The organism is Paraburkholderia dipogonis (assembly GCF_046027395.1).
In the GTDB taxonomy this organism is placed as follows: Bacteria; Pseudomonadota; Gammaproteobacteria; order Burkholderiales; family Burkholderiaceae; genus Paraburkholderia; species Paraburkholderia dipogonis_A.
The window spans coordinates 54,430-78,438 of the sequence record NZ_JAQQEG010000017.1; the positions used below are offsets into that span (position 1 = coordinate 54,430).

General features: G+C 63.0%; 25 protein-coding genes. 12 read left to right on the forward strand and 13 right to left on the reverse strand.

Features of this window, described 5'->3' with window-relative positions:
- The first annotated feature begins 67 nt into the window (after nucleotides 1–67).
- The 3 genes from PQR32_RS18570 to PQR32_RS18580 all read left to right on the forward strand — a co-directional run bounded on the left by PQR32_RS18570 (nucleotide 68) and on the right by PQR32_RS18580 (nucleotide 3,469).
- Entirely contained in the window at nucleotides 68–1,369 is a 1,302-nt protein-coding gene (locus PQR32_RS18570; protein ID WP_408229763.1) for an MFS transporter, read from the forward strand.
- Entirely contained in the window at nucleotides 1,366–2,118 is a 753-nt protein-coding gene (locus PQR32_RS18575; protein WP_408229766.1) for an SDR family NAD(P)-dependent oxidoreductase, read from the forward strand. Before PQR32_RS18570 ends, PQR32_RS18575 begins: the two co-directional genes overlap by 4 nt.
- 181 nt (nucleotides 2,119–2,299) lie before the next feature.
- Nucleotides 2,300–3,469: a porin gene (locus PQR32_RS18580; RefSeq protein ID WP_408229769.1), complete on the forward strand. Its 1,170-nt coding sequence runs from the start codon at nucleotides 2,300–2,302 to the stop codon at nucleotides 3,467–3,469.
- Nucleotides 3,470–3,574: 105 nt separating this feature from the next.
- Here PQR32_RS18580 and PQR32_RS18585 read toward each other — a convergent pair whose 3' ends face one another.
- From PQR32_RS18585 to PQR32_RS18615, 7 genes are all read right to left on the reverse strand, one after another.
- On the reverse strand, nucleotides 3,575–4,918 hold the full coding sequence (locus tag PQR32_RS18585; protein WP_408229772.1) for a cytochrome c: 1,344 nt from the start codon (nucleotides 4,916–4,918) through the stop codon (nucleotides 3,575–3,577).
- A 9-nt stretch (nucleotides 4,919–4,927) separates the two neighbouring features.
- Nucleotides 4,928–6,712 carry a GMC family oxidoreductase gene (locus PQR32_RS18590; protein WP_408229775.1) on the reverse strand — a complete coding sequence of 595 codons (1,785 nt, stop codon included), beginning with the start codon at nucleotides 6,710–6,712 and terminating at the stop codon, nucleotides 4,928–4,930.
- Between the two features lie 64 nt (nucleotides 6,713–6,776).
- Entirely contained in the window at nucleotides 6,777–7,541 is a 765-nt protein-coding gene (locus tag PQR32_RS18595) for a gluconate 2-dehydrogenase subunit 3 family protein (RefSeq protein ID WP_408229778.1), read from the reverse strand.
- A 99-nt stretch (nucleotides 7,542–7,640) separates the two neighbouring features.
- Nucleotides 7,641–8,186 (reverse strand): GlcG/HbpS family heme-binding protein, encoded by a 546-nt coding sequence (locus PQR32_RS18600; protein ID WP_408229780.1) that lies wholly within the window; start codon nucleotides 8,184–8,186, stop codon nucleotides 7,641–7,643.
- A 100-nt stretch (nucleotides 8,187–8,286) separates the two neighbouring features.
- Entirely contained in the window at nucleotides 8,287–9,024 is a 738-nt protein-coding gene (locus PQR32_RS18605; protein ID WP_408229782.1) for an MmgE/PrpD family protein, read from the reverse strand.
- Nucleotides 9,017–10,372, reverse strand: coding sequence for an MmgE/PrpD family protein (locus PQR32_RS18610; RefSeq protein ID WP_408229785.1), 1,356 nt, complete (start codon nucleotides 10,370–10,372; stop codon nucleotides 9,017–9,019). The genes PQR32_RS18605 and PQR32_RS18610 overlap by 8 nt, the downstream gene beginning before the upstream one ends.
- Nucleotides 10,369–11,784: an MFS transporter gene (locus PQR32_RS18615; protein ID WP_408229788.1), complete on the reverse strand. Its 1,416-nt coding sequence runs from the start codon at nucleotides 11,782–11,784 to the stop codon at nucleotides 10,369–10,371. Before PQR32_RS18615 ends, PQR32_RS18610 begins: the two co-directional genes overlap by 4 nt.
- Before the next feature lie 219 nt (nucleotides 11,785–12,003).
- Between PQR32_RS18615 and PQR32_RS18620 the strand changes: the two genes are divergently transcribed.
- Entirely contained in the window at nucleotides 12,004–12,696 is a 693-nt protein-coding gene (locus PQR32_RS18620; protein ID WP_408229791.1) for a GntR family transcriptional regulator, read from the forward strand.
- A 151-nt stretch (nucleotides 12,697–12,847) separates the two neighbouring features.
- Here PQR32_RS18620 and PQR32_RS18625 read toward each other — a convergent pair whose 3' ends face one another.
- Both PQR32_RS18625 and PQR32_RS18630 read right to left on the reverse strand, forming a co-directional pair.
- Nucleotides 12,848–13,195, reverse strand: coding sequence for a DUF4148 domain-containing protein (locus PQR32_RS18625; RefSeq protein WP_408229794.1), 348 nt, complete (start codon nucleotides 13,193–13,195; stop codon nucleotides 12,848–12,850).
- A 206-nt stretch (nucleotides 13,196–13,401) separates the two neighbouring features.
- A complete protein-coding gene (locus PQR32_RS18630) occupies nucleotides 13,402–14,952 on the reverse strand; it encodes an acetolactate synthase large subunit (RefSeq protein WP_408229796.1) in 1,551 nt (516 codons plus the stop codon).
- Between the two features lie 133 nt (nucleotides 14,953–15,085).
- Here PQR32_RS18630 and PQR32_RS18635 point away from each other — a divergent pair, with 133 nt between their 5' ends.
- Together PQR32_RS18635 and PQR32_RS18640 are read left to right on the forward strand one after the other, a co-directional pair.
- Nucleotides 15,086–16,021 carry a LysR family transcriptional regulator gene (locus PQR32_RS18635; protein WP_408229799.1) on the forward strand — a complete coding sequence of 312 codons (936 nt, stop codon included), beginning with the start codon at nucleotides 15,086–15,088 and terminating at the stop codon, nucleotides 16,019–16,021.
- 205 nt (nucleotides 16,022–16,226) lie between these two features.
- Nucleotides 16,227–17,213, forward strand: a complete 987-nt coding sequence (locus PQR32_RS18640) for a zinc-dependent alcohol dehydrogenase family protein (RefSeq protein WP_408229802.1) — start codon at nucleotides 16,227–16,229, stop codon at nucleotides 17,211–17,213.
- Between the two features lie 55 nt (nucleotides 17,214–17,268).
- On the opposite strand, the gene PQR32_RS18645 is transcribed toward PQR32_RS18640, so the two are convergent.
- Nucleotides 17,269–18,138, reverse strand: coding sequence for a LysR family transcriptional regulator (locus PQR32_RS18645; RefSeq protein WP_408229805.1), 870 nt, complete (start codon nucleotides 18,136–18,138; stop codon nucleotides 17,269–17,271).
- A gap of 285 nt (nucleotides 18,139–18,423) precedes the next feature.
- Between PQR32_RS18645 and PQR32_RS18650 the strand changes: the two genes are divergently transcribed.
- The gene (locus PQR32_RS18650) at nucleotides 18,424–18,786 is read left to right on the forward strand and encodes a cupin domain-containing protein (RefSeq protein WP_408229807.1); all 363 of its coding nucleotides are present in this window, start codon (nucleotides 18,424–18,426) and stop codon (nucleotides 18,784–18,786) included.
- A gap of 18 nt (nucleotides 18,787–18,804) precedes the next feature.
- On the opposite strand, the gene PQR32_RS18655 is transcribed toward PQR32_RS18650, so the two are convergent.
- Complete coding sequence (locus PQR32_RS18655; protein ID WP_408229810.1) at nucleotides 18,805–20,031, reverse strand: MFS transporter; 1,227 nt, start codon at nucleotides 20,029–20,031, stop codon at nucleotides 18,805–18,807.
- Nucleotides 20,032–20,150: 119 nt separating this feature from the next.
- Between PQR32_RS18655 and PQR32_RS18660 the strand changes: the two genes are divergently transcribed.
- Entirely contained in the window at nucleotides 20,151–21,083 is a 933-nt protein-coding gene (locus tag PQR32_RS18660; RefSeq protein ID WP_408229813.1) for a LysR family transcriptional regulator, read from the forward strand.
- Between the two features lie 174 nt (nucleotides 21,084–21,257).
- Entirely contained in the window at nucleotides 21,258–21,617 is a 360-nt protein-coding gene (locus PQR32_RS18665; protein ID WP_408229816.1) for a host attachment protein, read from the forward strand.
- A gap of 60 nt (nucleotides 21,618–21,677) precedes the next feature.
- Here PQR32_RS18665 and PQR32_RS18670 read toward each other — a convergent pair whose 3' ends face one another.
- Nucleotides 21,678–21,995 (reverse strand): DUF6566 family protein, encoded by a 318-nt coding sequence (locus tag PQR32_RS18670; protein ID WP_408229819.1) that lies wholly within the window; start codon nucleotides 21,993–21,995, stop codon nucleotides 21,678–21,680.
- A gap of 247 nt (nucleotides 21,996–22,242) precedes the next feature.
- Between PQR32_RS18670 and PQR32_RS18675 the strand changes: the two genes are divergently transcribed.
- Entirely contained in the window at nucleotides 22,243–22,491 is a 249-nt protein-coding gene (locus tag PQR32_RS18675; protein WP_408229822.1) for a hypothetical protein, read from the forward strand.
- A 47-nt stretch (nucleotides 22,492–22,538) separates the two neighbouring features.
- Here PQR32_RS18675 and PQR32_RS18680 read toward each other — a convergent pair whose 3' ends face one another.
- The gene (locus PQR32_RS18680; RefSeq protein WP_408229825.1) at nucleotides 22,539–23,195 is read right to left on the reverse strand and encodes a DUF1345 domain-containing protein; all 657 of its coding nucleotides are present in this window, start codon (nucleotides 23,193–23,195) and stop codon (nucleotides 22,539–22,541) included.
- A gap of 77 nt (nucleotides 23,196–23,272) precedes the next feature.
- On the opposite strand from PQR32_RS18680, the gene PQR32_RS18685 reads away from it, so the two are divergent.
- Together PQR32_RS18685 and PQR32_RS18690 are read left to right on the forward strand one after the other, a co-directional pair.
- On the forward strand, nucleotides 23,273–23,470 hold the full coding sequence (locus tag PQR32_RS18685; protein ID WP_106313048.1) for a hypothetical protein: 198 nt from the start codon (nucleotides 23,273–23,275) through the stop codon (nucleotides 23,468–23,470).
- Between the two features lie 48 nt (nucleotides 23,471–23,518).
- Nucleotides 23,519–23,899 carry a TraR/DksA family transcriptional regulator gene (locus PQR32_RS18690; protein ID WP_408229828.1) on the forward strand — a complete coding sequence of 127 codons (381 nt, stop codon included), beginning with the start codon at nucleotides 23,519–23,521 and terminating at the stop codon, nucleotides 23,897–23,899.
- Nucleotides 23,900–24,009 lie beyond the last annotated feature (110 nt).

Here is a 24,009-nt window from a genome sequence, read left to right on the forward strand (position 1 = left end):
AATCGAAACTGAAGGAGCAAACCATGCAGCACGGTCACAGTCGCGGTCACGGGCAGGGCGGTTCCAGATGAAGGCGCGAGCAGGCATGTTCACCGGCACCACGGGCAGAGTGTTTATGCTCATCTGCGCGATGTATTTCATCGAATACGTCGACCGGGTCAATCTTTCCATCGCGGCGCCGCTGCTGAAGTCGGAGATGCATCTGTCGAACACGCAGCTCGGCATCGCGCTTTCGGCGTTCGGCTACTGCTATGCGATCTTCCAGGTCATCAACGGTTATCTGGGTGACAAGATCGGACCTCGCCGGATGCTGGCGTTCTCGGGCATCCTGTGGACGCTCGGCACGCTCGCGACCGGCGTGACCGGCGGCCTCGCGACGCTGGTGCTCTCGCGCGCGCTGGTCGGTCTCGGCGAAGCCGGCACAATTCCGAACGCCACGCGGGCGATGGCCAACTGGGTTCCGCAGGTAAAACGCGGCTTCGCCCAGGGCTTCACGCATTCCGCTGCGCGCTTGGCGGCCACCGTCACGCCGCCGCTGCTCGTGCTGATGATTCCGCTGCTCGGCTGGCGAGGCGCGTTTGTCGCGCTCGGCTGCGTCAGCGCGATCTGGGTGGTCGTATGGGCGCTGTATTTCCGCGACGATCCGCGCACGCATCCGTCGATTACCGCCGCTGAAGTCGATGCACTGCCGCCGTATGCGGGGCCGCGCCATCGCACGGCGGTGCCGTGGTGGCCGCTGATCCGGCGCATCATGCCGGTCACGCTGGTGTTCTTCTGTCATGCATGGACGCTGTGGCTGTATCTGAGCTGGCTGCCGAGTTTCTTCGTCGGCGTGTACGGCATCGATTTAAAGAGCACGGCGCTGTTTACGTCGGGCGTGTTTCTCGCTGGCGTGGTTGGCGATACCGCAGGCGGTCTGCTGACCGACGCGATCTATCGACGCACCGGCAATCTGAATACGGCGCGGCGCAACGTGATCATCATCGGTTTCGCAGGCTCGCTGCTGTTTCTGTCGTGCGTGCTGTTCGTGCGGGACCGGACGGTGATCGCGCTGTGTCTCGCGGCCGCATTGTTCTGCCTCGAATCGACTGAAGGCCCGATCTGGGCCGTGCCGATGGATATCGCGCCGGCCTTTGCGGGCGTCGCAAGCGGCTTCATCAGCACCGCGGCCGGTCTCGCGGCGGTCGTGTCGCCGGTCGCGTTCGGTCTGATCACCGACATGACGGGCAGCTATCGCCTGCCGTTCGTGATGTCGATTGCGCTCTTGCTGGTCGGCATCGCGCTGTCGTTCTGGATTCGTCCCGACCGGCCGCTGCAAGCCAGCGCGAAACCCACACTATCAACGGAATCATTGGGAGTGCATTCATGAATGGAGAAGTCATCGGCGTCGCGGTCGTCACTGGGGCGGCGCGCAATATCGGCCGCGAGATCGCGCTGCAACTCGCGGCAGCGGGCAATGCGGTGCTAGTCAACGCGCGCAGTTCCGCCGCCGAGGCCGCCGAAGTCGTGCGCGCGATCGAGGCAGCGGGCGGCCGCGCGGCCGCGCATCTGGCCGACGTTAGCGAACCGGCGGGCGCGCAAAGTCTGATGGAAGCGGCGATTCACCATTTCGGCCAGATCGACATTCTCGTCAACAATGCCGCCGTGCGTCGCGAAGTGCCGTTCGCGGAGCTGGATTACGCGCGCTGGCGCGAGGTGATGTCGGTGATTCTCGACGGCGCGTATCTGTGCGCGCACGCGGCCTTGCCCTATCTGCGGCAATCGAAGGCCGGCGCGATCGTCAATATCGGCGGCATGTCCGCGCATGCGGGTTCGGCGGGGCGCGCGCACGTGATCGCCGCGAAAGCGGGTCTTGTAGGTTTGACGCGCGCACTGGCGCACGATCTGGGTCCGGACGGCATCACGGTCAATTGCGTGGTGCCCGGCCTGATCGCGACCGTGCGTGGCGGCGCGGCGGGCAATACCGAACCCGCGCATCACGCTGAGCGCACCACCTTGCTCGGCCGGCGCGGCCAGCCCGACGAGGTGGCGAGCCTCGTGCAGTTTCTGTGCGGCCCGACAGCGCGTTATCTAACGGGCCAGGCGATTCACGCGAACGGCGGCGCTTTTCTAGGCTGATCGTTGCCGAGGCGACGCGGCAGGCGACACCTGCGCGCCGCTGTCGAACAGTTTCAAGTCGGACTCGCCGTTGCGGGTTTCGCGGGAGGATTGCTTATGCGGTAGAGACATCAAATTAATTAGTATTACAGATTGAAATGTTCAAGGCACAAATAAATCATGACTTGGTGGAGATGAAAGAATGAAAAAGTCGCTTTTTGCATTATCGATATTGAGTACCTTTGCTGTGACTGTTCATGCGCAGAGCTCGGTGACGCTATACGGCATTGTCGATGAAGGCGTGATGATCAACACCAACGCGAAGAACGTGGTGAACGGCAAGAACGTGGGCGGCCGGCAATTTTCGGTCGATTCCAACGCGGGCACGCAGGGCAGTCGCTGGGGCATCCGGGGCGCCGAGGATTTGGGCGGCGGCCTGAGGGCGATCTTCGTGCTGGAGTCGGGCATCAACGTCAGCACGGGCGCGTTCGGACAAGGCGGCACCGCATTCGGCCGGCAAGCCTATGTAGGCCTCGCCAGCAGCTCGTTCGGCTCCGTGACGCTGGGCCGCCAGTACGACAGCATCAACGACTACGTCGGCAACTACGGCTATGCTGCAGCCTACGGTGGATCGACGACGGAACATCCGGGCGACCTCGACAACGTCAATCACACGTTCCGCGCAAACAGCACGATCAAATACGCGAGCCCCAACTTCAACGGGCTGACGTTCGGCGGCACGGTGAGTCTGGGCGGTGTTGCAGGCGAGATTTCGCAGTCGAGCGGGTACAGCCTCGGTGCGAATTATGGTCACGGCCCGTTCGGCATTGCGGTCGCGTATGAACTGTTCAAGAACCCGTCCGCGTTGGGCTCGATTCTGAACAGCAACGCGAGCGCCACGACGTTCAATTCGCTGAACTCGGGCTATCTCGGCACGAAGCCCGCCAACTCGCTGCAAATCATCACGACGGGCGGCTCGTATGATTTCGGCCCGGCAAAAATCGGCGCGGTGTATTCGAATACCAGGTACATGAATATCGGCGCATTCGGTGGCGCAACTGCGACGTTCAACAGCTACGAGTTGAACGCGCTCTATCGCTTCACGCCGGCGCTGTCTCTGTCGGGCGAATACAACTATACAAAGGGCAATGCGGTGAGGGGCGACATCGGCGACCAGAAGTACAACCAGTTCTCGATGCTGCTCGACTACGCGCTGTCCAAGCGTACCGATGTTTATCTCCTCGGCACCTTCCAGACCGCGAGCGGCACGAGCTCCACCGGCGCTGCGGCGGTTGCGGATATCGGCAGTCTCGGCGATTCGTCGAACAATCATCAGGCCGTGGCGCGCGTCGCGATTCATCACAAGTTCTAAGGGCGCTCGTTTTCACGTGTAAAGCCCAGGGCGTCGAGCGAGGCCCTGGGCTTCATTCACGCATCCAAGCTTTGCGCGCTAACACTTCACGCCAACGCTGCCAGGTTATTTCGCGCTGATCGCTACGCCGCGAACTTTGGCGACTTCACCAGCAGTGATGGCAGCCGCGCGATTTCCCCAACTGCTTCGCACAAAGCTCAACAGATCGGCGATCTGCTGATCGGTCAAACGCCAGCCGAAGTCGGGCATGGCGAGCGGCGTCGGCGCGGCTGCGGTGGACGGCATATGGGAGCCGCTCAACACGATATGAATCAGTGATGCCGGATCGCTGCTCAGCACCGATGCATTGCCGCTGAGGCTGGGGAAGGCCGGCATCGCGCCGGTGCCATCCGTGCGGTGACAGGCCGCGCAATTGTCCAGATAGAGATGCGCGCCGGTCGAATCGATGTGACCGGCTCTCAGCGCGATAGCCGTCGGGTCCGCTCGATTGGTTTGCTGCTTGGCCGGCGGCGTCGCGCCCGCTTGCAATGAGGGCGACGTCAGATACGTTGCAATCGCGTTCAGATCGTCGTCGTGCAGATATTGCGTGCTGTCGTCGATGACCTCCGTCATCGGGCCGAATGCCGCGCCATCGTGCATACGCCCACTGCGTAGATAGGGGACAAGATCGGCCCTGCTCCATACCTTATCGCTGTCCGACGTTTGCGCCATATGGCCACGCAGGTTTGGCGCGTACCAGCCCGCTAGCGTATTGCCGGACAGGAACGCGGTGTTGTCCTTCTCGTCGAGTACGCTCTCCTGCCCGAGCATGCCGTGCGGCGTGTGACATGCGCCGCAATGCGCGAGCCCTTGCACCAGATACGCGCCACGGTTCCATTCGACGCTCTGGTGTGGATCGGCCTGATAAGGCAATGGGTCATGCGCGTACAAACGATCCCACACCGTCATCAGCGTGCGAACGTTGAACGGAAAGCGCAGTTCGGATGCGCGATTCGGCTGCTCGACGGGTTTGACGCCTTGCGTGAAGTACTGATACAGCGCATGCATATCGCTATCGTCGATCTTCGCGTACGACGGATACGGCATTGCCGGATACAGGCGATGTCCGTCCCTGGCGATGCCCTGACGCAGCGCCTTGGCGAAGTCCTCGTAACTATATCCGCCGATGCCGTTCGATGGGTCCGGAGTGATGTTGGTCGAATAGAGCGTTCCGAAGGGCGTCGCGAGCGGCAGGCCGCCCGCGAACGGTTGCGCCTTGCTCGCCGTGTGACAGGCAGCGCAATCGCCGACTTTCGCGAGATAGGCGCCTTTGGCCAGTTGTGCATCGACGGCCGCCGGCGTGAGCGCGGCGTTCGGGGTTTGCGCATTTGCGCCGCCGGGCGCGCCACTGCACATCAGCGCAAACACGGGAATCAGATACTGTCTCAAGCGATCGAATGTGATTTTCATGACGGTCGCTCACGCCTGAACGAGAGGGCCGGGATTCTTCAGATACGTCTCGCGGATCGCCTTCGCCGCGTAGTACGTCATGGCGCCGATCGTGCCGGTCGGATTGATGCCGAGATTTTGCGGAAACGAACAGGAGCCGGCCACGAACACATTCGGAACATCCCACGACTGAAGATATTTGTTCACCACGCTGTTGTCCGGCCGGTCGCCCGCGATCGCGCCACCGGTCGTATGCGTGCTTTGATACGGCGCGACGTCGAAGTGATCGCCCGGCTTGCCCGCGTTGATCGCAACCGATTGCGGCTTCGGGTTCATCGCGCGCGCGACATCGGCGGCTTTGTGGCTGACGAACTGCGTCATGCGGCCTTCGTTGTCTTTCCAGTCGAACGTCATGCGCAATAGCGGCAGGCCGTACGCATCCTTGTAAGTCGGATCGAGGTCGAGATAGTTGTCGCGGTACGACATCACCGAGCCTTGCGTCGAGATGGCGAACGAATGCAGATAGTGGTCTTTCACGGCCTTTTTCCAACCCGAGCCCCATTTCGGCGTGCCGGGCGGCACCAGTGCCTGCGCGATCGGACGGCCGCCCGTCACCGTCGCAAAGGTAATCGCACCGCCGATGAAGTTCAGCGGACCATGATCGAAGTTGTCGGCATTGAAATCGTCGTAGACGACGCCGCCCGATCCCGAACCGATGAACGGATTGATCGCGACGTCCTTGTCGAAGAAGACCGGGATCTTGCTGTTCTTCTGGTACGCGTAGTTCTTGCCGACGGTGCCTTCGCCGGTGACGGGATCGTATGGTTTTCCAATGCCCGATAACAGCAGCAGGCGGACGTTGTGCATCTGGTAAGCGCACAGCGCGACGATATCCGCCGGCTGCTCGACGGTGTGTCCTTGAGCGTCGATATAGGTGACGCCGGTCGCGCGTTTTCCGGTCGCGTCGAGGTTGACCTTCACGACCGCCGAGCGGTCGCGCAGTTCGAAGTTCGGTTTCCTCGCGAGCGCCGGGAGAATGCAGGTCTGCGGCGATGCTTTCGAAAACATGTAGCAGCCGAACAGCTCGCAGTAGCCGCAGAAATTGCACGGCCCAAGCTGCATGCCATACGGGTTCGTATACGCCTTCGACGCAATCGACGCAGGCGTCGGATACGGATGAAAGCCGACTTCGCGCGCGGCCTGTTCGAACAGCATCGACGGATACGCAGTGGGCAACGGCGGCAACGCGTAGTCGCGCGAGCGCGGCGCTTCGAACGGATTGCCGCCGCTGACCGGTTGGCCGTTGAGGTTGCCAGCCTTGCCCGAAGTGCCGGCCACATATTCGAAGCGGTCGTAGAACGGCTCGAGTTCGGCGGCGCTGACGGGCCAGTCCTGAATCGTCATGTCGTCGGGAATGAAGCCCTTGCCGTAGCGTTGCTCGTAGTGGGTGCGCAGTTTCAGCTCGGCTTCGGTCGCACGATACGTGAAGCCGTTCCAGTGCACGCCCGAGCCGCCGACGCCATCGCCGAACAGAAAGGCGCCATACTGGCGCAGCGGCAGCGCCACTTCCTGCGCCTGGCGGCGGATCGTGACGGTCTCGTGCGCGAGGCTTTGCATCAGCTTGAAACGCTGCACGTAGGTCAGTTCGTCGGCGACCTTCGGATACGCGAAGTCGGGATACGTATCGCGGTTTTCGCCGCGTTCGAGGCCGACCACGGTGAGGCCGGCGTCCGCCAGTTCGATCGCCATGATCGAACCCGACCAGCCCATGCCGACGACCACCGCGTCCACTTTGGGTTTACTGATGTTCGCCATGTGTCTCCTCCCGGCGTGTGTTTTATGTGATGCTGCTGTGCGCGTTGCTGGATGAAGGCGGTGGCTACGCCTTGCCTTCGATCGTCACGGATCCGAGCGGATACACTTTGCCGGGTTGCGCGACCCAGTCGAGATAGTCGGCGCGGGCGCCGGGAAAGCCGATCATGGTCCAGCTCGCGGCGTGCTTGTTGCCGCCGTGAATCGGATCCGAGAAATAGCCTTCTTTCGTGTTCTGCCACAGCAACGCGATGAAATGACCAGCCGAGGTTTGCTCAAATTTGACCTTGCCGCTATCCATGCCATGCAGCAACGTGTCCTGTTGCGCCTTAGTCAATTGCACGAACGGCTTGCCGCCGAAGTGCGCGTTGCAATAGGCGTCGAGCGCGGCGATGCCGGTGCGGTACAGGTCACGAGGGGACATCGGACTTTGATAGCCGGCGAGCGCCGTGGCATCCGGATGAAACGGGCCATGCATATACCACGCTGCTGCGTGACCGAACGCGCCTTCCATCTGCCGGTCGATGAATGCCGCGACGTCGAGTTCGAGCGCGCCCGGTCCTTCCGCATCGGTGGGAATCAAGCGGTCGATTGCGGCTTGCAGGACGCTCCACTCGTCAGGCTTGAAGAACTTCGGCTGGTACGGTGTCGCGCTGGAGCCGTCGGTGCCAGCAATGGTCGACGCCGATGCCGACGGCGTCACGCCGCCGGGTCGATCACACGCAGCGAGGCCGCTCGCCACCGGCAACACCGCGACGCTTTTGATCAGGAACCGGCGCCGCGATGATGCTTTGGGAGGCACCGCTGACGCGGCAGCGAGTTTATCGTTCATGATGAACTTCTCCGTGCATTAAAAAGGCATCCTGATCGATCTGGCTTGCGAGCAGGATTGTCGACCAGCGTAAGCGCTGCAAAACGGCGACCCACGCCTTTACTTCAACGCGTCCGCCCCCGCCTTGCAGATATCCGCATCCTGATCGCCGCTGCCGCCGCTGCATCCGATCGCGCCGACGATCTTGCCGCCCATCACGAGCGGATAGCCGCCGGGAGACGCGGCCACCGAAGGATCGAGCGTCGCCGAATAGGTGTGGCCGGTTTCGAAGGCGTTATAGAACGTGCGCGTATCACGGCGGAAGCGCGCGGCCGTCGCGGCCTTGCGCAGCGCGATTTTCGGCGACGCGTTCTGCGTGTCGTCCATCTTCGCGAACGCAACGAGTTCTCCGCTGGGATCGGTCACGGCGATTGCTTCGGGCCAGCCGTGCCGCGCGGCTTCAGCCTCGGCGGCTTCGAGCGCCTGGTTGGCGCTTTGCAGGCTGATCGGCATGCCGTATGGAATATCGAACGGCGAGTGCGCCGGCAGGCCGCCCGCCGACGGTTGCGACGCGGGCGTCTGCGCGATGGCGTTCGTGCCGCTCAGTACCGCGCACAGCGAGAACAGCGCGGGCAACGAGGCTTGGATGATTCGCTTGCTGGTCATATTGGATTCCCGTGGTGTGGCCGATAAAAGGCGTCGAGCATTGGCGGTCGGTGACAGCTTCGCCCAATGCGCCAAACACATCGGGCGAAGCGCGTCACGTTCAGTCGAGCGAAGTCCAGCGCGTACCCAGCGCTTCCGTGATAGCGGCGCCGTCGAAGCGATACGCCATCAGCGCTGCAAAGCCGCGCCGTCCGTCGATCGACGCAGCCGCGCTCGTGAAGCCATGCTTCGCGATCATCGCGGCTTCGAGCGCGTCCGCTGCGGCCTTGCCGATCTCGATCGCTTCCATCGCGTGGTCCGCGTTGTGCGCGAGGCCCGCGGCTTGCGTTGCGGCGACGCCGAGCGCATGACGCGTGTGCACTTCGTCGAGACGAAGCAGGCGCGAGACCGCCAGCACCGCGCCCAGCAGGCCCACCGACGACGCCACGTTCCAGCGCGCGCGGAATTCAGCGCTATCGACCGCGCTGAGAATGCGCGCGGCGGCTTCGATACCGATCGCGGCGGCGGCGATCGCGTCGCTTTCGGACGAGCCGAGCGTGTCGCCGGCTGCGATCACGGCGGCGAGCACCGGCATCGCCGGCGACGCGGCGGCCTGCGTCGCCAGCGACGTGCCGAGAATCCATGCGCGGGTGCGCGAATCGGTCGTCGCGCTGCCTTGCGATTGCAGCAGTGCGCTGATCTGCTCGGTGGAGCGCGTCGCCGGATCGGTGATCAGGCGCGCGTGGGTGAGGGCGTCGCGGGCGGCGTCGAGTGCGGCGTCGGCCGAAGCGGGCAGCGTGGCGATGGCGAAGCCGACGAGCGCGTCGGAGACGACGGAATGTTGAGCGGCGTTATGCATGATTCAGTTCCTCAGACGGTGCGCAGAGTGCAAAGAGCGCGTCGAGATTGGCGGCGCTGTCGAGTGTCGCCACGACGGAAGCGAGTTGTGCGGCGACGCCGTCGCCAAGCAGCGGATCCACCAGCAGACGGACCTTGTTCATCAGTTCGTCATCGGTCAGCGGACGCGCGAGACTGCCGCGCGCATGTTCGACGTGATGCTCGACGACCGTGCCGTCCTTCAGCGTCGCCGCGATAAAGACTTCGTCGCGATTGACCGATGCGTCGGGCGCGAGCTTCGTCAGCGCGCGCACCGCCGTGACGTCGTCCTGCACCACGCGCGCGTCTTCGTATTGCGCGAGACCGACCTGGCCGTCGCACAGCGCGGCGGCCACGCCGTGAATCGCGCTGAAGCGCGCCTGCAGGCCGTCCTTCGGCTGCGGATTGCCCATCAGTTCGGGCACGAGCGGATGGCAGCGCAGCGTGATCGACTCGATGGACTGCACGTCGTCGATTTGCGGCGCGAGCGCCAGCCCCGCGTCGATCGCCGGATGCGCGACGATCCCGCACGGATACGGCTTGTACGTGTTGAAGAGCAGTTCCCAGCGCTCGCCGAACGCACCGTTCATCAGTTCGAAATCGACCTTGGTCGACAGCGAATGCGAGTAGCCGCCGGCGGCTTCGAAAATGTCGGCGGCGGCGCGCTGGCCTCGCTGCGCGAGACGCGCGGCGGCAATGCCGTTCGCGGCCGCCTTGCCGGGGTGATAGGGCTTGGTCATCGTGCCGAATGCTTCGCGCTGGCCGACGAACATCGAGGCCGCGATCGACACGGCTTGCGTCAATCCTGCTTCGTCGAGACCGAGCAGCAGCGCGGCCGTCACGGCGCAACCGATCACGCCGCACGTGCCGGTGATGTGCCAGCCGCGGTCGTAGTGTTCCGGCGAGATCGAGACGCCGACCCGCAACTGCGCTTCGCAGCCGAGCGTGAAAGCAGTCAGCGCGGCCGCGCCGGTGGGCCGCGTGTCGGGCGCAAGCGCCGTCAGCACGGCGAGCACCGAAGCGGCCGGGTGAATGACGGTCGCGAGATGGGTGTCGTCGAAATCGTCGAGATGTCCGGCAAAGCCGGTCGCGAGCGCCGAAAAATGCAGGTCGACTTTTTCGCTGCGGCCCGGCACGGGCGCGATCTGCGCGACGCCTAGCTCCTGGGCGGCGGCGAGGATCGCGTCGACACCAGGATGCTGCGATGCGCCGATCGAAGTGCCGATCACATTGATCAAGGAGCGCCTGGCTTCTTCTGCGACCGGAACCGGCAGCGGACGCTGCGCCAGTGCGAAAAGGCCGTGCGCGAATGCGGCGGCGATGGAACTCATTGAGACAACTCCTCCAGACGAATGCCGTTGGTCTTCGGCCCTAGCAGCCCGACCATCACGACGATCACAAACATGGCTGACGAAATCAGCACGAACACGGCGGGCACGCCTGAATGCTTCAGCAATGCCGCCACCCAGAAACCGACGAAGATCGAACTCAGACGGCTCCAGCTAAAAACGAAACCGACGGCGCGGGCGCGAATCCGGGTCGGATACAGCTCGGCCTGATAGGTGTGAAAGATGCCGATCAGCCAGTTGTTCGCGATGGTCACGGCGCCGCCGAACAGCAGGATCAGCACGGGTTCGCGCACCATGCCGAACAACACGCCGGCCACCGCGACGACGATCGCGCAGCCGACCAGTTGCCACTTGCGCTGGACGCGTTCGGCGCACGCCATCGCGCCGAGTGCGCCGAGTGGCGTCGCGAACGCGATCACCATTGTGTAGAGCAGCGAATGCGTGATCGTGATGCCCTTCGTGTAGAGCAGCACCGGCACCCACGCGCCGAATCCGTACACGCCGAAGGTCTGGAAGAAGTTGAAGAACGACAGCATCACCGTGCGGCTGAAGTAGCGCCCCTTCCACATCTCCGACCATGAACCGCTGTGCTCGCCGGCCGGCGGTTCCGGCGTGTGTTGCGCGGGCGCCTGCAACGCGCGTCCGGTTTCGGCGACCACGCGGGCCTCGATCGCATCGACGATGGCGCGCGCCTCATCGACACGGCCTTTGCTTTCGAGCCAGCGCGGCGATTCCGGCAGCCCGCGCCGCATGAACCAGATCAGCACGGCGCCCGCCGAGCCGATGATCATCACCCAGCGCCAGCCTTCGAGACCGAGGATTGTGTGCGGCACGAGCAGGAACGACAGCACGGCGACTGTCGGCACGGAAGTCAGGATCACGAGGATGCTGAACGCGCTGTAACGGCCGCGCGCGTGATGCGGCGTCAGCTCGGAGATATAAGTGTCGACAGTGATGAGCTGCACGCCGATTCCGAGGCCCGCGACGAAGCGCCAGAGATCCATGGATTCCGGCGAATGCTGGAACGCGGCGGCGAAGGTCGCGACCGAATAGATCAGCATCGCGCAGGTGAACACGGCGCGTCGTCCGAAGCGGTCGGTGAAGCCGCCCAGCGCCACCGTGCCGACGAACATCCCGGCGAAAAACGAGCCGAGAAAGCTGGCGAAGCCGTTGACGTCGAACAGGCCGACCGTGGTGGCGCGGTACAGACCACTGCCGATGAGTCCCAGTGAGATATAGGCCGCCATGAACATTTCGTAAAACTCGAACCAGCCGCCGATCGCGATGCGCGCGACGAGACCGCTGAAATAACGCGTCGGCGGCAGGCGGTCGAGCCGCGCCGAAACGCTGGCCTCGACGCCGGGTGTGCCGGCGATCTCCTTTTCGATGTACATGCTTGCGTCTCCGATCTGGACTTGGCGTCCTATATTGGTAGTGTCGACACTTTCGCCAAGTGTATGGCGAATCTCGGATCAATTTCAAGATAAATTCGATAAACTGTGCACACTTGTGGAAATCGGGCAGGCAGCCGTACCGGGTTGGCCGGGCGTCGGTTTGCTAGAATCCGTCCACGCAGCCGGGCGGCACGCCAAGAGATATCGAGGAATAACGGGATGGACGAAACTGTCGACACACGCGACGAAGAGGAGCAGGGCGACGCATCGCCGGTCGGGGAGATCGTCGACTGGGTGGCGCGCGGCATCATCGAAGGCCGGCTGCAACCGGGCGATGACCTGAATTCGGTCGATCTCGCGAAACGTTTCAACGTCAGCCGCACGCCGGTGCGCGAAGCGCTGTTCGTGCTGAACCGCGAACGGCTGGTCGACTGGTCGCCGCGGCGGCGCCCGCGCGTGTCGTCGATGACCCTCACGGAAGTGCGCGAGATCTATCAACTGCGCGTGCTGTTATACGGGCAGGTGTCGCTCGCGATCGTCGAGCACGCCACCGCCGAAGACATCGAGTCGTTGTGGCGCGCGCACGCGCGTCTAGCCGACGCGGCCGCGCGCGCCGATGTCGACGGTTATTTCTGGGGCAACGTGGCGTTTCGGGATGAAGAGCTACGGGTGAGCCGCAATGGCATTTTCAAGGAAGTGCTCGATTCGATGCGGATGCGCACCAACCGTCTGCGGCACCTCAGCACGTCGTTGCCCGGACGGATGCAGCGCTCGTGCGCCGATCACCAACGGCTGTGCGAGGCGTATGCGGAGCGCGACGGCACGCTCGCGGCGGCGCTCAACCGGTCGATCGTATTGACTGCATTGCAGGCCATCGAGCAGGTGTGGGAGACGGAATTCGGTAAGGGTTGACGCGCGTCTTCGGCGCGCCTTGGAGCAACCCCGGTTTCATTCAGCTAGATGTTGTCAACGCTGAATCTTCGTTATGCCGCCCGGTGGGCTTCAGGATGAAGTTCGGTCCCGTGCGTTTAGCAACAAGCACGGGACCTGCACGGCATGTCACTTATTTGCCGAAGTATGGCGTGCAGAAGCTGACCGGACCGACACAGGTCGATCGCATCGCCGTGTGCGCCGAACCACCTGACGACGTGCTGTTCGCCGGCACACCGCCGTAGCCCTGCGTCGTCGGTTGGTCACCCGATTGCGCCGCGACTTTTGCTTCGGCGGCCTGGATGTCGGCCGGATAGTCGGGGTCGCTGGCTCGCGCCGGGTTATAGCCGGCCTGTTCCACCTGCACGAGGTCGCTGCGGACCTCGGCACGTGTCACCGGACCGTCGGATTGCGCGAAGCTGAGCACCGGAGCGGACAAGGCGGCAGCAGCAAGGGCGAGGCAAACAATAGCTTTCTTCATGATCTAGACTCCGAAATAAATACGATGGGTGACTGATGGAAATTCGCTGAATAGCAGCAGCTGCTTCGACGCTACTGGTATTGCGCGGGTCTTTCTTCTCTGAGCGTCTGGAAGCCATATTGCGCTTCTGCAAATGACGCGATCCCCACCGGTTCATTACGAAAATGACATGTAGAGCCTGCCCCTGGTCCCCAGGTTCTGGACGCTTACTCGAGCACCGCCTCGATCAGGCGCGGGCCACGCTGCGCTATCGCCGAGACGAACGCCTGCTCGAACGCGCGGCGGGAATTCGCGCGGACAGCGGCGACACCCAGGCCTTGTCCAATCGAAACCCAGTCCAACGTCGGAGTGCCCAGATCGAGCATGGCCCCCGAACCCGGTCCATTCGAAGACGCGCCCACCCGAACCAGCTCGTTGTTCAGCACCTTGTAACCGCGATTGGCGAACACCACGGTCACAATGTCGAGGTCTTCGCGCGCCTGGGTCCAGAGCGACTGCACGGTGTACATCGCGCTGCCGTCGCCGACCAGCGTCACAACCTTGCGGTCCGGACGCGCAATAGCGGCACCGGTCGACACCGCCATCATGCTGCCAATCGCGCCGCCGGTCAGGTTGAGAAAATCATGTGGCGCGGTGTTGTTCAGGAGGTCGTAGTAAGGCAGCGTCGACGAAATGCCCTCATCGGCCACGATCGCGTTCGTGGGCAGGTGCATGGCCACGATCTGCGCAATGCTTTTCGCGTCGAGTGCGCCGTCGAGCGACAACTGCATCGCTTGCCGCGTGACGACGCGTCCCTCGACGCCTTGTGCATCCACGGCATCCATGAGCGCTGCCAGTGCGGCCGCGCCATCTTCGTGCGGATGGCTTAGCACAGCGATCTCGCAGCCGTCGGGCGTCAGCCAGCTGGGTTTGTCGGGATACGCGAAGAAACTGACTGGGGGACGTGCGCCGACCAGAATCAGCAGTTCTGTCCCGGCCAGGAATTCAGTGGCGTGCTCGCCGAAGTAGGGAAGCCGCTCGACCTGTACGCGACCCGCGCCGCGTTCCAAACGAGGTGCAAACGTATCGGACACCAGCCGCGCCCCGGTCTTCGCCGCGATCTTGCCCGCCGCTACCAGACCTTCGCCGAGAAGCGCGTCGCCTCTAACGAGGAGGACCGCCTTTAACCCTGCCTGCAGCTTGCTGGCTACGCGATCGATAGTCGAACCGGCCGCGTGGGTGCGTGGCTGAAGCGGCAGTGGAGTTGCAACTTCAACTGCGGGGTCCCAGGCGGTGTCGGCCGGGAGAATCAGCGTTGCGATCTTCCCTGGCGCCTCCCGCGCTGCGCGGACGGCGCGTGCCGCATCCGCGCCGACAGAACGGGCGCTCGTGGACGAATGCACCCAGTCCGACACCGGGCGTGCAAAGCCGGCGATATCCGAGGCGAGCGGCGCGTCGTACCTCGCATGCGACGACGCGTGGTCCCCGACGATATTCACGATCGGACTGGACGCGCGGCGCGCGTTGTGGAGATTGCTCAGACCGTTTGCCAGCCCCGGTCCCAGATGCAGGAGCGTGGCGGCCGGCTTGCCGGCCATGCGTGCATAGCCGTCGGCGGCGCCCGTGACGACGTTTTCCTGAAGACCGAGCACGGGTCGCATTTCTTTCACCGCATCGAGCGCTGCAACGAAATGCATTTCCGATGTGCCCGGGTTTCCAAAACAGACTTCCACGTCGCTGGCAACCAGCGACTTCAGCAGACTTTCTGCACCGTTCATGGTGTTGCTCCAAAGATGTCGAAAAGGGGGGCGCCGCTGTCTGATGGATTCGGACGCAGTGCCGGCTTGACGACCATTCTCGGTAGTCCTACTGTGAGTAACAATCAAGTCGGATTGGAAACTTAGTTACATCATGCGTAAAAATCTGGATTACGGACTGCTTCACGCGATGACGGCATTTGTCAGGGTGGTGGATGCCGGAACCTTCACATCCGCCGCCGAGCAGATGGAGCTCACGACCGCGCAGATCTCGCGGCTCGTCTCAGGACTGGAGGAGCGCCTGCGCACCAAGCTGCTGCAGCGAACGACCCGCCGGATTGCGCTCACCAGCGCCGGCGAGACGTATGTGATTCAGTGCCGCGATATCCTCGAGCGCGTGAATGTGGCGGAGGCGTACGCATCCGGGGCGACGATCGAGCCGGCGGGGCGGCTCAGGGTTCAATGCATGGGTAGCTTCGGGAATTACTATGTGGTCCCGCTGATCGCTGAATTTTGCGCAGCGTTTCCCAAAGTGAGCATCGAGTACGCGACTTCGCAGTACGCGCCGGCGCTGCTTGCGGAGGGAATCGATGTGGGCATTTACCTGTCGCGACAGCTGTCGGATTCGGGATTGGTGGCGCTGTCGCTGGGTACGGTGTTCGGTGTCATGTGCGCGGCGCCTGCCTACATACAACAGTACGGTGCGCCCCGGCATCCGCGCGACCTGGCGGACCATGCCTGCATTCGGCTGATCAATCCTTCCGTCACCTCGGAGTGGGAACTGATGTCGGGCAAGCGGGCATATCAGGCGCAAGCCGTCGGTCCCATCATCGCGGACAATCCCGACGTTCTTCTGAAGACCGCGGAGCAAGCCAGCGGTATAGCATTGTTGCCGTGGTTCACCGTCAAGGATTCGATTCGTGACGGGCGTCTGGTTCGCGTTCTTCCGTCGTGGCGGTCGCCTGATGTCACTGTCTCCGCCTTGTATCCCTCCAGACACTTTCTCGATGCCAAGACCAAGGCGTGGCTCGATCTGCTCAAGGCCCGAGTGACGCCCGCGCTGATCGACGATGCCTCGATGTTTCGGTGACGCGGAAGGCTCGCGGCCGCCGTCAGCGCTGCCCGCCATACCGTATGACCCATTCACCGCCGACCGGCCGCGCCGGGCGAAGAATCATGCCATGCGTTAATGCATGACAGGTGTGCAGATTTGTAAGTTTTCAGACCGATTTGCATGGGCCATCATTCGCTTCATCTGCTTTTTCCCTTACCGGTGTTTGCAAGGAGCGTTCACCATGACTATGCAAGCCCTCGTTCTCTCCCAGTACAACGGACCGCTCGAACTCACTACCCTGGCGCGCCCCGAGCCGTTGCCTGGCCAGGTGCTGGTGCGCATCGCGGCGGCCGGTCTGAATCCGCTCGACACGAAAATCCGTGCAGGCGGCGCCGCCCATGCCAAACATCCGCTGCCGCTGGTGCTTGGCATCGACATGGCCGGCGTGGTCGAGGCGGTGGGCGCGGGCGTAACCCGCTTCAAAGCGGGCGATGAGGTTTACGGCATGACGGGCGGCGTCGGCGGCATCCAGGGTTCGCTTGCGCAATATGCCGCCGTTGACGCGGATCTGCTCGCGCTGAAGCCCTCCAATCTGTCGATGCGCGAAGCCGCCGCGCTGCCGCTGGTGTTCATCACCGCCTACATGGGGATCGTGGATCGCGCGAAGCTTCAGGCCGGACAGACCGTGCTCGTGCAGGGCGGTGCGGGTGGCGTGGGTCACGTGTCGGTGCAACTGGCGCGGGCGCTCGGAGCGCGAGTGTTCGCCACGGCGAGCTCGCGCGATCACGACGAGCTCACGCGCCTCGGCGCGACGCCGATCGACTATGCCGCCCAGAATGTCGAGCAATACGTCGCGCAGCATACCGGCGGCGCGGGTTTCGATCTGGTCGCCGACACGGTGGGCGGTACAACGCTCGATGCATCGTTCGCGGCGGTCAAGCATTTCGGCCATGTCGTCAGCGCGCTCGGCTGGGGTACACATGCACTTGCGCCGCTGTCGTTTCGCGAGGCGACCTACTCCGGCGTGTTCACCCTGCATGCGCTGCTGACCGGCGAGAATCGGGCGCATCACGGCGAGATGCTGGGCGAGGCGACGCGGTTCGCCGAAGCGGGTCGATTGACGCCGCGGCTCGATCCGCGCCGCTTCGATCTTCGCTCGGCTGAGCGCGGATACGACGCAATCACCGATCGCAGCGCGCGCGGCAAAATCGTCGTCGATATCGAGTGACGCCGGTCTCGCGAGTCGGCGAACGCGAGTGATTTCAGCGGCGGCCAGATGCCTGTCAGGTGTTGGCGAGTCTGTCGACGACCACGTCGATCAGCGCCCGCAACCGCCCAAGCCGCCGAAGGTCGCGATGGTAGCCGAGCCAGACCTCGCGGCCCGGCGGCGTTTCGCCGAGGTCGATGCGCCGCAGGCCCGGCGTGTTGTCGCCCAGCGCGCACGGCAGGACCGCGAAGCCGCCGCCCTCGGCGCACATGCGCGCCTGGACACCACGATTGTTGCTGGCGTACGCGACCCGCGCATTCGGCAGCATGCGGCGGATCCAAGTCACATCGGGCAACGCCTCGAAGGCGCTGTCCATCGTGATGAGCGATTGCCCCGCGCCATCGCCGGCGTGCGGCGCCACCAGATCGACGTGCCCGTACAGCGCGTAGTTCAAATCCATGATTTTTCGCTGGATGACGTCGGGTTCGTCGAACGGCGTGATGCGAAACACGAGATCCGCTTCACGGCGCGAGAGACTGTAGCGTCGCGAATCGGTGATCAACTCGATCGCGAGCTGCGGATGCCGCGAGAGGAACCCGGCGAACACGGGTGTGAGCACATGAATGCCGAACCAGTCCGAAGACGACACGCGCAGCAACCCCGTCAACTGCTGCGTGGTTCCTGCGAGCGAACGTGTGAACGCGAGCGCCTCTTCCTCCATTCGTTCCGCGAAACTCAACACCGCATTGCCTTCGTCGGTCAGGACGAAGCCGTCGGCGGTGCGCTGGAACAGCGCCTGGCCGACCGCGTTTTCGAGCGCACGCAGCCGGCGGCCCATGGTGGGCTGGGTCTGTCCCAGTTGGCGCGCGGCTGCGCCCAGTGTGCCGCAACGGGCAATCGCGAGAAACACGCGGACATCGCCCCAGTCCATGGTCATTTCGTTCATAGCAGGATGTGCTCGTGCGACAGGCGGGCTTATCGTACCGAACTTCGAGGTTTGGCGGTGGGCGATGCCGACGACCACGTCATCTTCGGAACGGTCTTGCTTAACGGGCAGGAACATCGGCAAGCGTGCGGCGACCGGCGAATCTCGCTCACATACTCACGAAAATTTCTGCCTTAGCGACCACGTCGATACCGGGTACGCTGGACGTGCCGAGTCAGTCAGTACGCCGGGCGTGCTCTGCGCACTAGTGGCTCAATCCTGCCTGTAACGTTAAACGGAGACGACATGATCCAGATGATCGATATTGGGGCGGTCGCCGGCGACACGCCCGAAGGATATTCAAACAAGGTACTGACGAGCGTAAATGACCACGACGTCCATTTGAGCGTGATGGACGCGCCATTTTTCTGGCACTTTCATCCGAATTCGGACGAAACATTTTTCGTCGTCGAAGGCGTTCTTTCCATCGATTTCGAAGACGGGTCAATCGACCTGCAAGCCGGCCAATTGCTGACCGTGCCTGCGGGCACGCACCATCGAACGCGGGCGGTTGGTGCGCGCTCCGTGAATCTCACGGTTGAAAAGCACGATGCGACGACTGTCCAGTGCGATGCGCCGCCGCATTGGACAGGGCGTCCTGAGTGCTAGCAGGGCGATGATCGGCGACTATCCACGCTCCGCCTGGCAAGGCGCGCTCACCACGGCAGGCCGTCCGACGATCGCCAGCGCCAGCAGCACCGCCGCCAGTTCGCAAGCCGCCGCGACCCATCCGAGGCCGGCCACGCCGCCATGAGCCAGGGTTAGCGCGCCGAGCGCGGCGCCCATCGAGAAGCCGATGTACATGAAGGATGCATTGAGCGACAGCACGATCGACGCGACCTTCAGGCCGCCGATGTCGATGAGCCGCGCCTGCTGCGCCGGATAGAACGCCCAGTGCGCGACGCCCCACAACGCGATGGCCGCGAGCACGGGCAGCAATGCGGCGGCGGGTGACAGGAAGCGTGCGCTGATCGACAGCGTGGCAAAGGCGAGGCCCGACAACGCGATCGTCGGCACGATCACGGCCAGCGGCCCGAACCGGTCGCTGGCGTTGCCGCCGGTCACGACGCCGGCCGCGGCAGCGAGACCCCACATGAACATCACCATGCCGATCTGCGTACCGGCCAGACCGGCGACGCTGGCGAGAAACGGCGAGAGGTAGGTGTAGACCGTATAGGCGCCGGTGGCCCAGAGCGTGGTCGTCAGCAGCGTGGCCAGCACGACCGGGTTGCGCGCCACCGCGATGCGCTCGCGCAGCGTTGCAACCGGGATGCCCGCTCCAATGTCGCGCGGAAGACCGATGACCAGCCCGGCCGCGGCGAGCGTCGCCAGTCCGGCGACGCCGGCAAACGTCATGCGCCAGCCGAGCGCATGGCCGACGACCGCGCCGAGGGGCACGCCGAGTGCGATGGCGATCGTGATGCCGCCGTTCACCACCGCGATTGCACGGCCACGGCGTTCGGGCGGCACGATCACGCTCGCCAGCGCATTCGCGCCCGGCACATACAGACCGGCGGACAGCGCCAGCAGCACGCGCGCGCCCATCAGCGCCCAGAAGTTCGGTGCGACAACGGCGAGTACGTTGGAGAGCGCGAAGGCGATCATGCTTGCGAGCAACAAGGTGCGGCGATTCAGACTGCCGCTTAGCGCCGTCAACACCGGCGAGCTGAGGCCATAGGCCAGAGCGAAAACGGTGACCAACTGGCCCGCGGTTTCGATCTTCACCGAGAGGTCGGCAGCGAGTCCGGGCAAGAGCGGCGAGATCATGAAGCCTTCGGTGCCGATCGCGAAAGCGCCGAGCGCCAGCCAGTAGATCGGAGCGGGAAGAGCGGAGGTAGCGTGTGCGGATTTCATGCAATGCCTCAAGGCGAAAGTGATGCGTTGCATGATTCTGAGGGCGGCGTTCGCGGCCATCAATATGCTAGAGTTCCCGACTTATCGGACACCAATGTCCGCAATCGTGGGGACGCGGCGTGGACAGTCTCAACGCATTGAAAGTCTTTTCCCGCGCCGCTGAACTGCGCAGTTTCACCGATGCCGGCCAGCAGCTCGGCCTGTCTTCGTCCGCGGTCGGCAAAGCGGTGGCGCGGCTCGAGAAGCGTCTCGGCGTGCGCCTTTTTCACCGCAGCACGCGCAGCATCACACTGACGCAGGAAGGCCAGCAGTTCCTCGAGAGCTGTCGCCGCATCTTTTCCGAAATCGACGCGATCGAATCCGGCTTCGCGCAATCCAAAGGCGCGCCCAAGGGCCGGCTTCGCGTGAGCTTGCCGATGGTCGGCATGCTGATGATGCCGACCTTGAGCGGCTTCATGCGCGCCTATCCCGAGATCGAACTGGATCTGGATTTCAGCGATCACCTGGTCGATGTCGTCAACGACGGGTTCGACGTCGTCGTGCGCACCGGCGACGCGAGCGACTCGCGGCTGATCGCGCGCACGCTCGGCGCTTACCGGCTTCAACTCGTCGGCGCGCCGTCTTACTTCGCTCGCGCCGGCACGCCGTTGAAACCCAAGGACCTGTTGAATCACGCCTGCCTGCATCACCGTTATCCGACCAGCGGCAAGTTGCAGCGCTGGCCTTTGGTGACGCCGGCTTCCGGCAATGACGTGGCGCTGCCCGTGACGGCCTCGTCGAGCACGATCGAGCCGCTGATTGCACTCGCCGAGGAAGGGCTCGGCGTGACCTGCGTGCCGGACTTTGCGATCCGCCGGCAACTTGCCGATGGCAGCCTCGTGATGGTGCTGGATGAGTACGTCGAACACAGCGGCGTGTTCCGCGCGGTGTGGCCGTCGAGTCCGTACGTGTCGCCCAAGCTGAGGGTCTTTGTCGATTTCCTCGCGGCGAATCTGCTGCCTGCTGCGGATGCGAAACGGCTCAGAACTCCGGCAAGAGGCAAGCGCTCGTAGCGTTCGAAGCTGTTGTACCGATGCCGGGCGAGTGGTGAACTTCAGACCGATACGATGAATCGGTGAATTGACCTTGGGCGTATCCGGTCCGAACTGCTATCTTGAGTGAGTGTCATCAGTACAGTCGGCGGTCGAGCGCCGCATATGCGCTGAAAAATCCCTGCTTAGAGGTGCATGATGGTCGAAGTTACCTGGCTTGTCGTGGCTGACGGAGGTCGCGCGCGTGTTTTCCGGATGCCTGGGCTCACGCTGGACTTGCAGGAGGTCGAAGTTCTCGTCAACGATGAATACACCGGTACGGTCTTGACTGAAAAAGATCGGGAGAAGTTTGCAAAGCGCGTGGGTGACTACCTGGAGGAGGGGCGGCTCCATCAACTCTACAATCGGCTGCGCCTCGCCATCGAGGCGAAATTCCTCGGCATGGTGCGTTCGAATCTGAGCGAGGACACGCGTCGATTGATATTCGAGCAGATCAGCGAGGATCTGTTGGCGCTCAGTACCCAGGAAATCGAGGCACGTCTGCGCAAGCAGTGATCGGCTGAGAGGGAATTTCACCGGGCCTGCAAGGATTTTGCAAGCGCGGCCATGAGACGTTCAGGAGCTGATCTCGGGCCCGTGCGATTTTTCTTCCGCATCGCGGAACCAGACCTCTGCGCGAGACCTGGCGCTGACCCAGGAGTGCGGTTGCGGCGTCTCGAACTCACGATCGATGAACCGGCGGCCCCATTCGACCGCGTCTCTAATCGCTTCTTCTTCAGTCAGCCATTCAGGTTGAACGGTCATCGGGCGAATATCGACGACTTTTCCCGCGCCATTCTTCAGGCTCACGCTCGCGATCCATGCGCCGAACTTGTTGGTCTCGGGGCGCACGACCATCTCAAACTCGCCGTAAAAAACAGTAGATGCTGGCATCGTTTTCTCCTTTAGCGAGCGGGTCTCTGCTCAGCGCCATCATGCCGTAATCTCAGCATTCCGACACAAAGAAAATTGCGTTTGAATGGCGCACGCCGACCGTATTTCGCCGATAGTTAGCATTGGAGAAACCTACGTTCACCGGGTCGTGACTTGCTCATAGAATCCCATGTGGCGTGCCGCACGCGAAGACGCGTACTCGTATGAAGAAATCGTGGGCTCAACTGATCTTTGGTAAGGAGGCGTTATGGCACAAGAATTCTCATATCGACGATTCCTGTTTTCCGCAACGATCTCGCCTCTGCAAGGGAGCCGGGGCATAGTCACCGTCGACGTCACGACCTCGGACGCTGAACGCGTCGCCGATCTCGGCACGCAGCGTTTCCTTCACGTGGAGCGATGGGTGGAAAGAAACGATCCCGCTTTCCTTCAGGTCGTGGTCGACGAATGCAAAGTGACTGTCGACCATTACGCGGACAACGTCGACGATAGTTGACGCGTCTTTGGACACCGGTAGCGGATGAGGGCCCGATCCGATGCCGATCAGTTGCGCAGCATGCTCGCGGCGATATTCACGCACAGACCCAGCACGGCAACGTTGAAATAGAAAGACAGGATCGATTGCGCGAGCACACCGCGCCGGGCGCTGCGCCCTCGCAGGCTGATGTCCGCGGTCTGCGACGCAACCGCGATCGTGAAGGAGAAGTACAAAAAATCCCAATAGTCCGGTACGAGTGTGTTATCGGGGAAGGCGAGCGCGGACGCATTCGGATCGGAGCCATAGTAGAGCCGCGCGTAGTGCATCGTGAAGATGGTCGGGATCAGAAACCAGGCGCCGAACAATGTCAGTCCTGTCAGCAGCGAATGCAACACCTTCGATTCGAAGGTCAGATCTTTGGTGGTGCCGAGCTCCAGCACGATCGCGAGAATGCTGGCAATGGTCGCCGCGCAAATCACCGTCAGTACCGTGACCGCATTCTGGTCCTCGCGCCGGGCGTGGCTTCGCACGTCTTCTTCGCTGGCGAAGGCCATGTGGAACCAGATCATGACGAGGTACGTCCAGATCGCGATGTCCCAACCGAGCAGCAGGCGCGCCGTGATCCGTATCGAGGCTGGCGCGAGCATGCAGGCGCTCAAACCGGCGAGCAGACCGATCATCATGTGCGGCCGGTTGCGAAGCACCTGGGGATATAGACTCATTGTATGAACGGAGCGCCGCGGATATCTGTTCCGGTGATTCTAGTCATTGAGACCTTAACTTGCATGAGGTGGTGACAATGCAGGAATTCGATTTCTACATTAACCTGAAGAAGCCGACACTCGGACTCTATGTACGCAATGGCGCGGGCCTGCCCGACCTCGCCGACAAGAGCGACTGGCAATTCGAGGGGCATGTCTGGCAAAGCGAACTGACACCCGAACTGCTGAAAGGACTCGAGGCCAACGGCCACGTATTTCAGGAACTGGGTGCGTGACGCCTGGCTCTACGGCGAGTAGAGCGAATCAAGCTGAGGGAGAAGACCATGCCGGAGCAACAGGGTGAGCTGAGTGACGAGTTCATCGCGCAGCAGCGCAAGCGCCTCGAGGCGCTGCGTCGGGAACTGCTGGGCGGAGAGGAAGATACGATCGCAGACCAGAGAACGGCTCAGGAGGAGCATGGCGACGAGGCCGAGGAGTATGAGGACGAAGCGCAGGGCATGGCACAGAATGAGATCAACCAGTCGCTGCATGACGTGAACGACCAGCGCGTTGCCGATATCCAGCGTGCGCTGCGGAAGATCGACGAAGGCACCTACGGTCTCTCCGATGAAAGCGGCCAGCCGATCCCCAAAGAGCGGCTCGAGGTCATGCCTGAGGCGATCCTCACCGTTACGGAGCAGAGCCGCCGAGAGACCGGCAAGTAGGGGCATTCACGCGCGTTCAAGCGCGTCATCTCGCAGCCTGATAGCGTTGGGCATGCCTGCCAATGCCTATCATCGGAAAAACCAATGTTCCCTTACTAACGATCCACTCA

Coding starts and splice junctions, on each gene's coding strand:
- PQR32_RS18620 (WP_408229791.1), top strand. CDS start 12,004: ATGGACGAAACTGTCGACACACGCGACGAAGAGGAGCAGGGCGACGCA.
- PQR32_RS18665 (WP_408229816.1), top strand. CDS start 21,258: ATGATGGTCGAAGTTACCTGGCTTGTCGTGGCTGACGGAGGTCGCGCG.
- PQR32_RS18575 (WP_408229766.1), top strand. CDS start 1,366: ATGAATGGAGAAGTCATCGGCGTCGCGGTCGTCACTGGGGCGGCGCGC.
- PQR32_RS18690 (WP_408229828.1), top strand. CDS start 23,519: ATGCCGGAGCAACAGGGTGAGCTGAGTGACGAGTTCATCGCGCAGCAG.
- PQR32_RS18640 (WP_408229802.1), top strand. CDS start 16,227: ATGACTATGCAAGCCCTCGTTCTCTCCCAGTACAACGGACCGCTCGAA.
- PQR32_RS18610 (WP_408229785.1), bottom strand. CDS start 10,372: ATGAGTTCCATCGCCGCCGCATTCGCGCACGGCCTTTTCGCACTGGCG.
- PQR32_RS18615 (WP_408229788.1), bottom strand. CDS start 11,784: ATGTACATCGAAAAGGAGATCGCCGGCACACCCGGCGTCGAGGCCAGC.
- PQR32_RS18655 (WP_408229810.1), bottom strand. CDS start 20,031: ATGAAATCCGCACACGCTACCTCCGCTCTTCCCGCTCCGATCTACTGG.
- PQR32_RS18580 (WP_408229769.1), top strand. CDS start 2,300: ATGAAAAAGTCGCTTTTTGCATTATCGATATTGAGTACCTTTGCTGTG.
- PQR32_RS18590 (WP_408229775.1), bottom strand. CDS start 6,712: ATGGCGAACATCAGTAAACCCAAAGTGGACGCGGTGGTCGTCGGCATG.
- PQR32_RS18645 (WP_408229805.1), bottom strand. CDS start 18,138: ATGAACGAAATGACCATGGACTGGGGCGATGTCCGCGTGTTTCTCGCG.
- PQR32_RS18670 (WP_408229819.1), bottom strand. CDS start 21,995: ATGCCAGCATCTACTGTTTTTTACGGCGAGTTTGAGATGGTCGTGCGC.
- PQR32_RS18680 (WP_408229825.1), bottom strand. CDS start 23,195: ATGAGTCTATATCCCCAGGTGCTTCGCAACCGGCCGCACATGATGATC.
- PQR32_RS18650 (WP_408229807.1), top strand. CDS start 18,424: ATGATCCAGATGATCGATATTGGGGCGGTCGCCGGCGACACGCCCGAA.
- PQR32_RS18600 (WP_408229780.1), bottom strand. CDS start 8,186: ATGACCAGCAAGCGAATCATCCAAGCCTCGTTGCCCGCGCTGTTCTCG.
- PQR32_RS18595 (WP_408229778.1), bottom strand. CDS start 7,541: ATGAACGATAAACTCGCTGCCGCGTCAGCGGTGCCTCCCAAAGCATCA.
- PQR32_RS18635 (WP_408229799.1), top strand. CDS start 15,086: ATGCGTAAAAATCTGGATTACGGACTGCTTCACGCGATGACGGCATTT.
- PQR32_RS18585 (WP_408229772.1), bottom strand. CDS start 4,918: ATGAAAATCACATTCGATCGCTTGAGACAGTATCTGATTCCCGTGTTT.
- PQR32_RS18675 (WP_408229822.1), top strand. CDS start 22,243: ATGGCACAAGAATTCTCATATCGACGATTCCTGTTTTCCGCAACGATC.
- PQR32_RS18605 (WP_408229782.1), bottom strand. CDS start 9,024: ATGCATAACGCCGCTCAACATTCCGTCGTCTCCGACGCGCTCGTCGGC.
- PQR32_RS18570 (WP_408229763.1), top strand. CDS start 68: ATGAAGGCGCGAGCAGGCATGTTCACCGGCACCACGGGCAGAGTGTTT.
- PQR32_RS18685 (WP_106313048.1), top strand. CDS start 23,273: ATGCAGGAATTCGATTTCTACATTAACCTGAAGAAGCCGACACTCGGA.
- PQR32_RS18625 (WP_408229794.1), bottom strand. CDS start 13,195: ATGAAGAAAGCTATTGTTTGCCTCGCCCTTGCTGCTGCCGCCTTGTCC.
- PQR32_RS18630 (WP_408229796.1), bottom strand. CDS start 14,952: ATGAACGGTGCAGAAAGTCTGCTGAAGTCGCTGGTTGCCAGCGACGTG.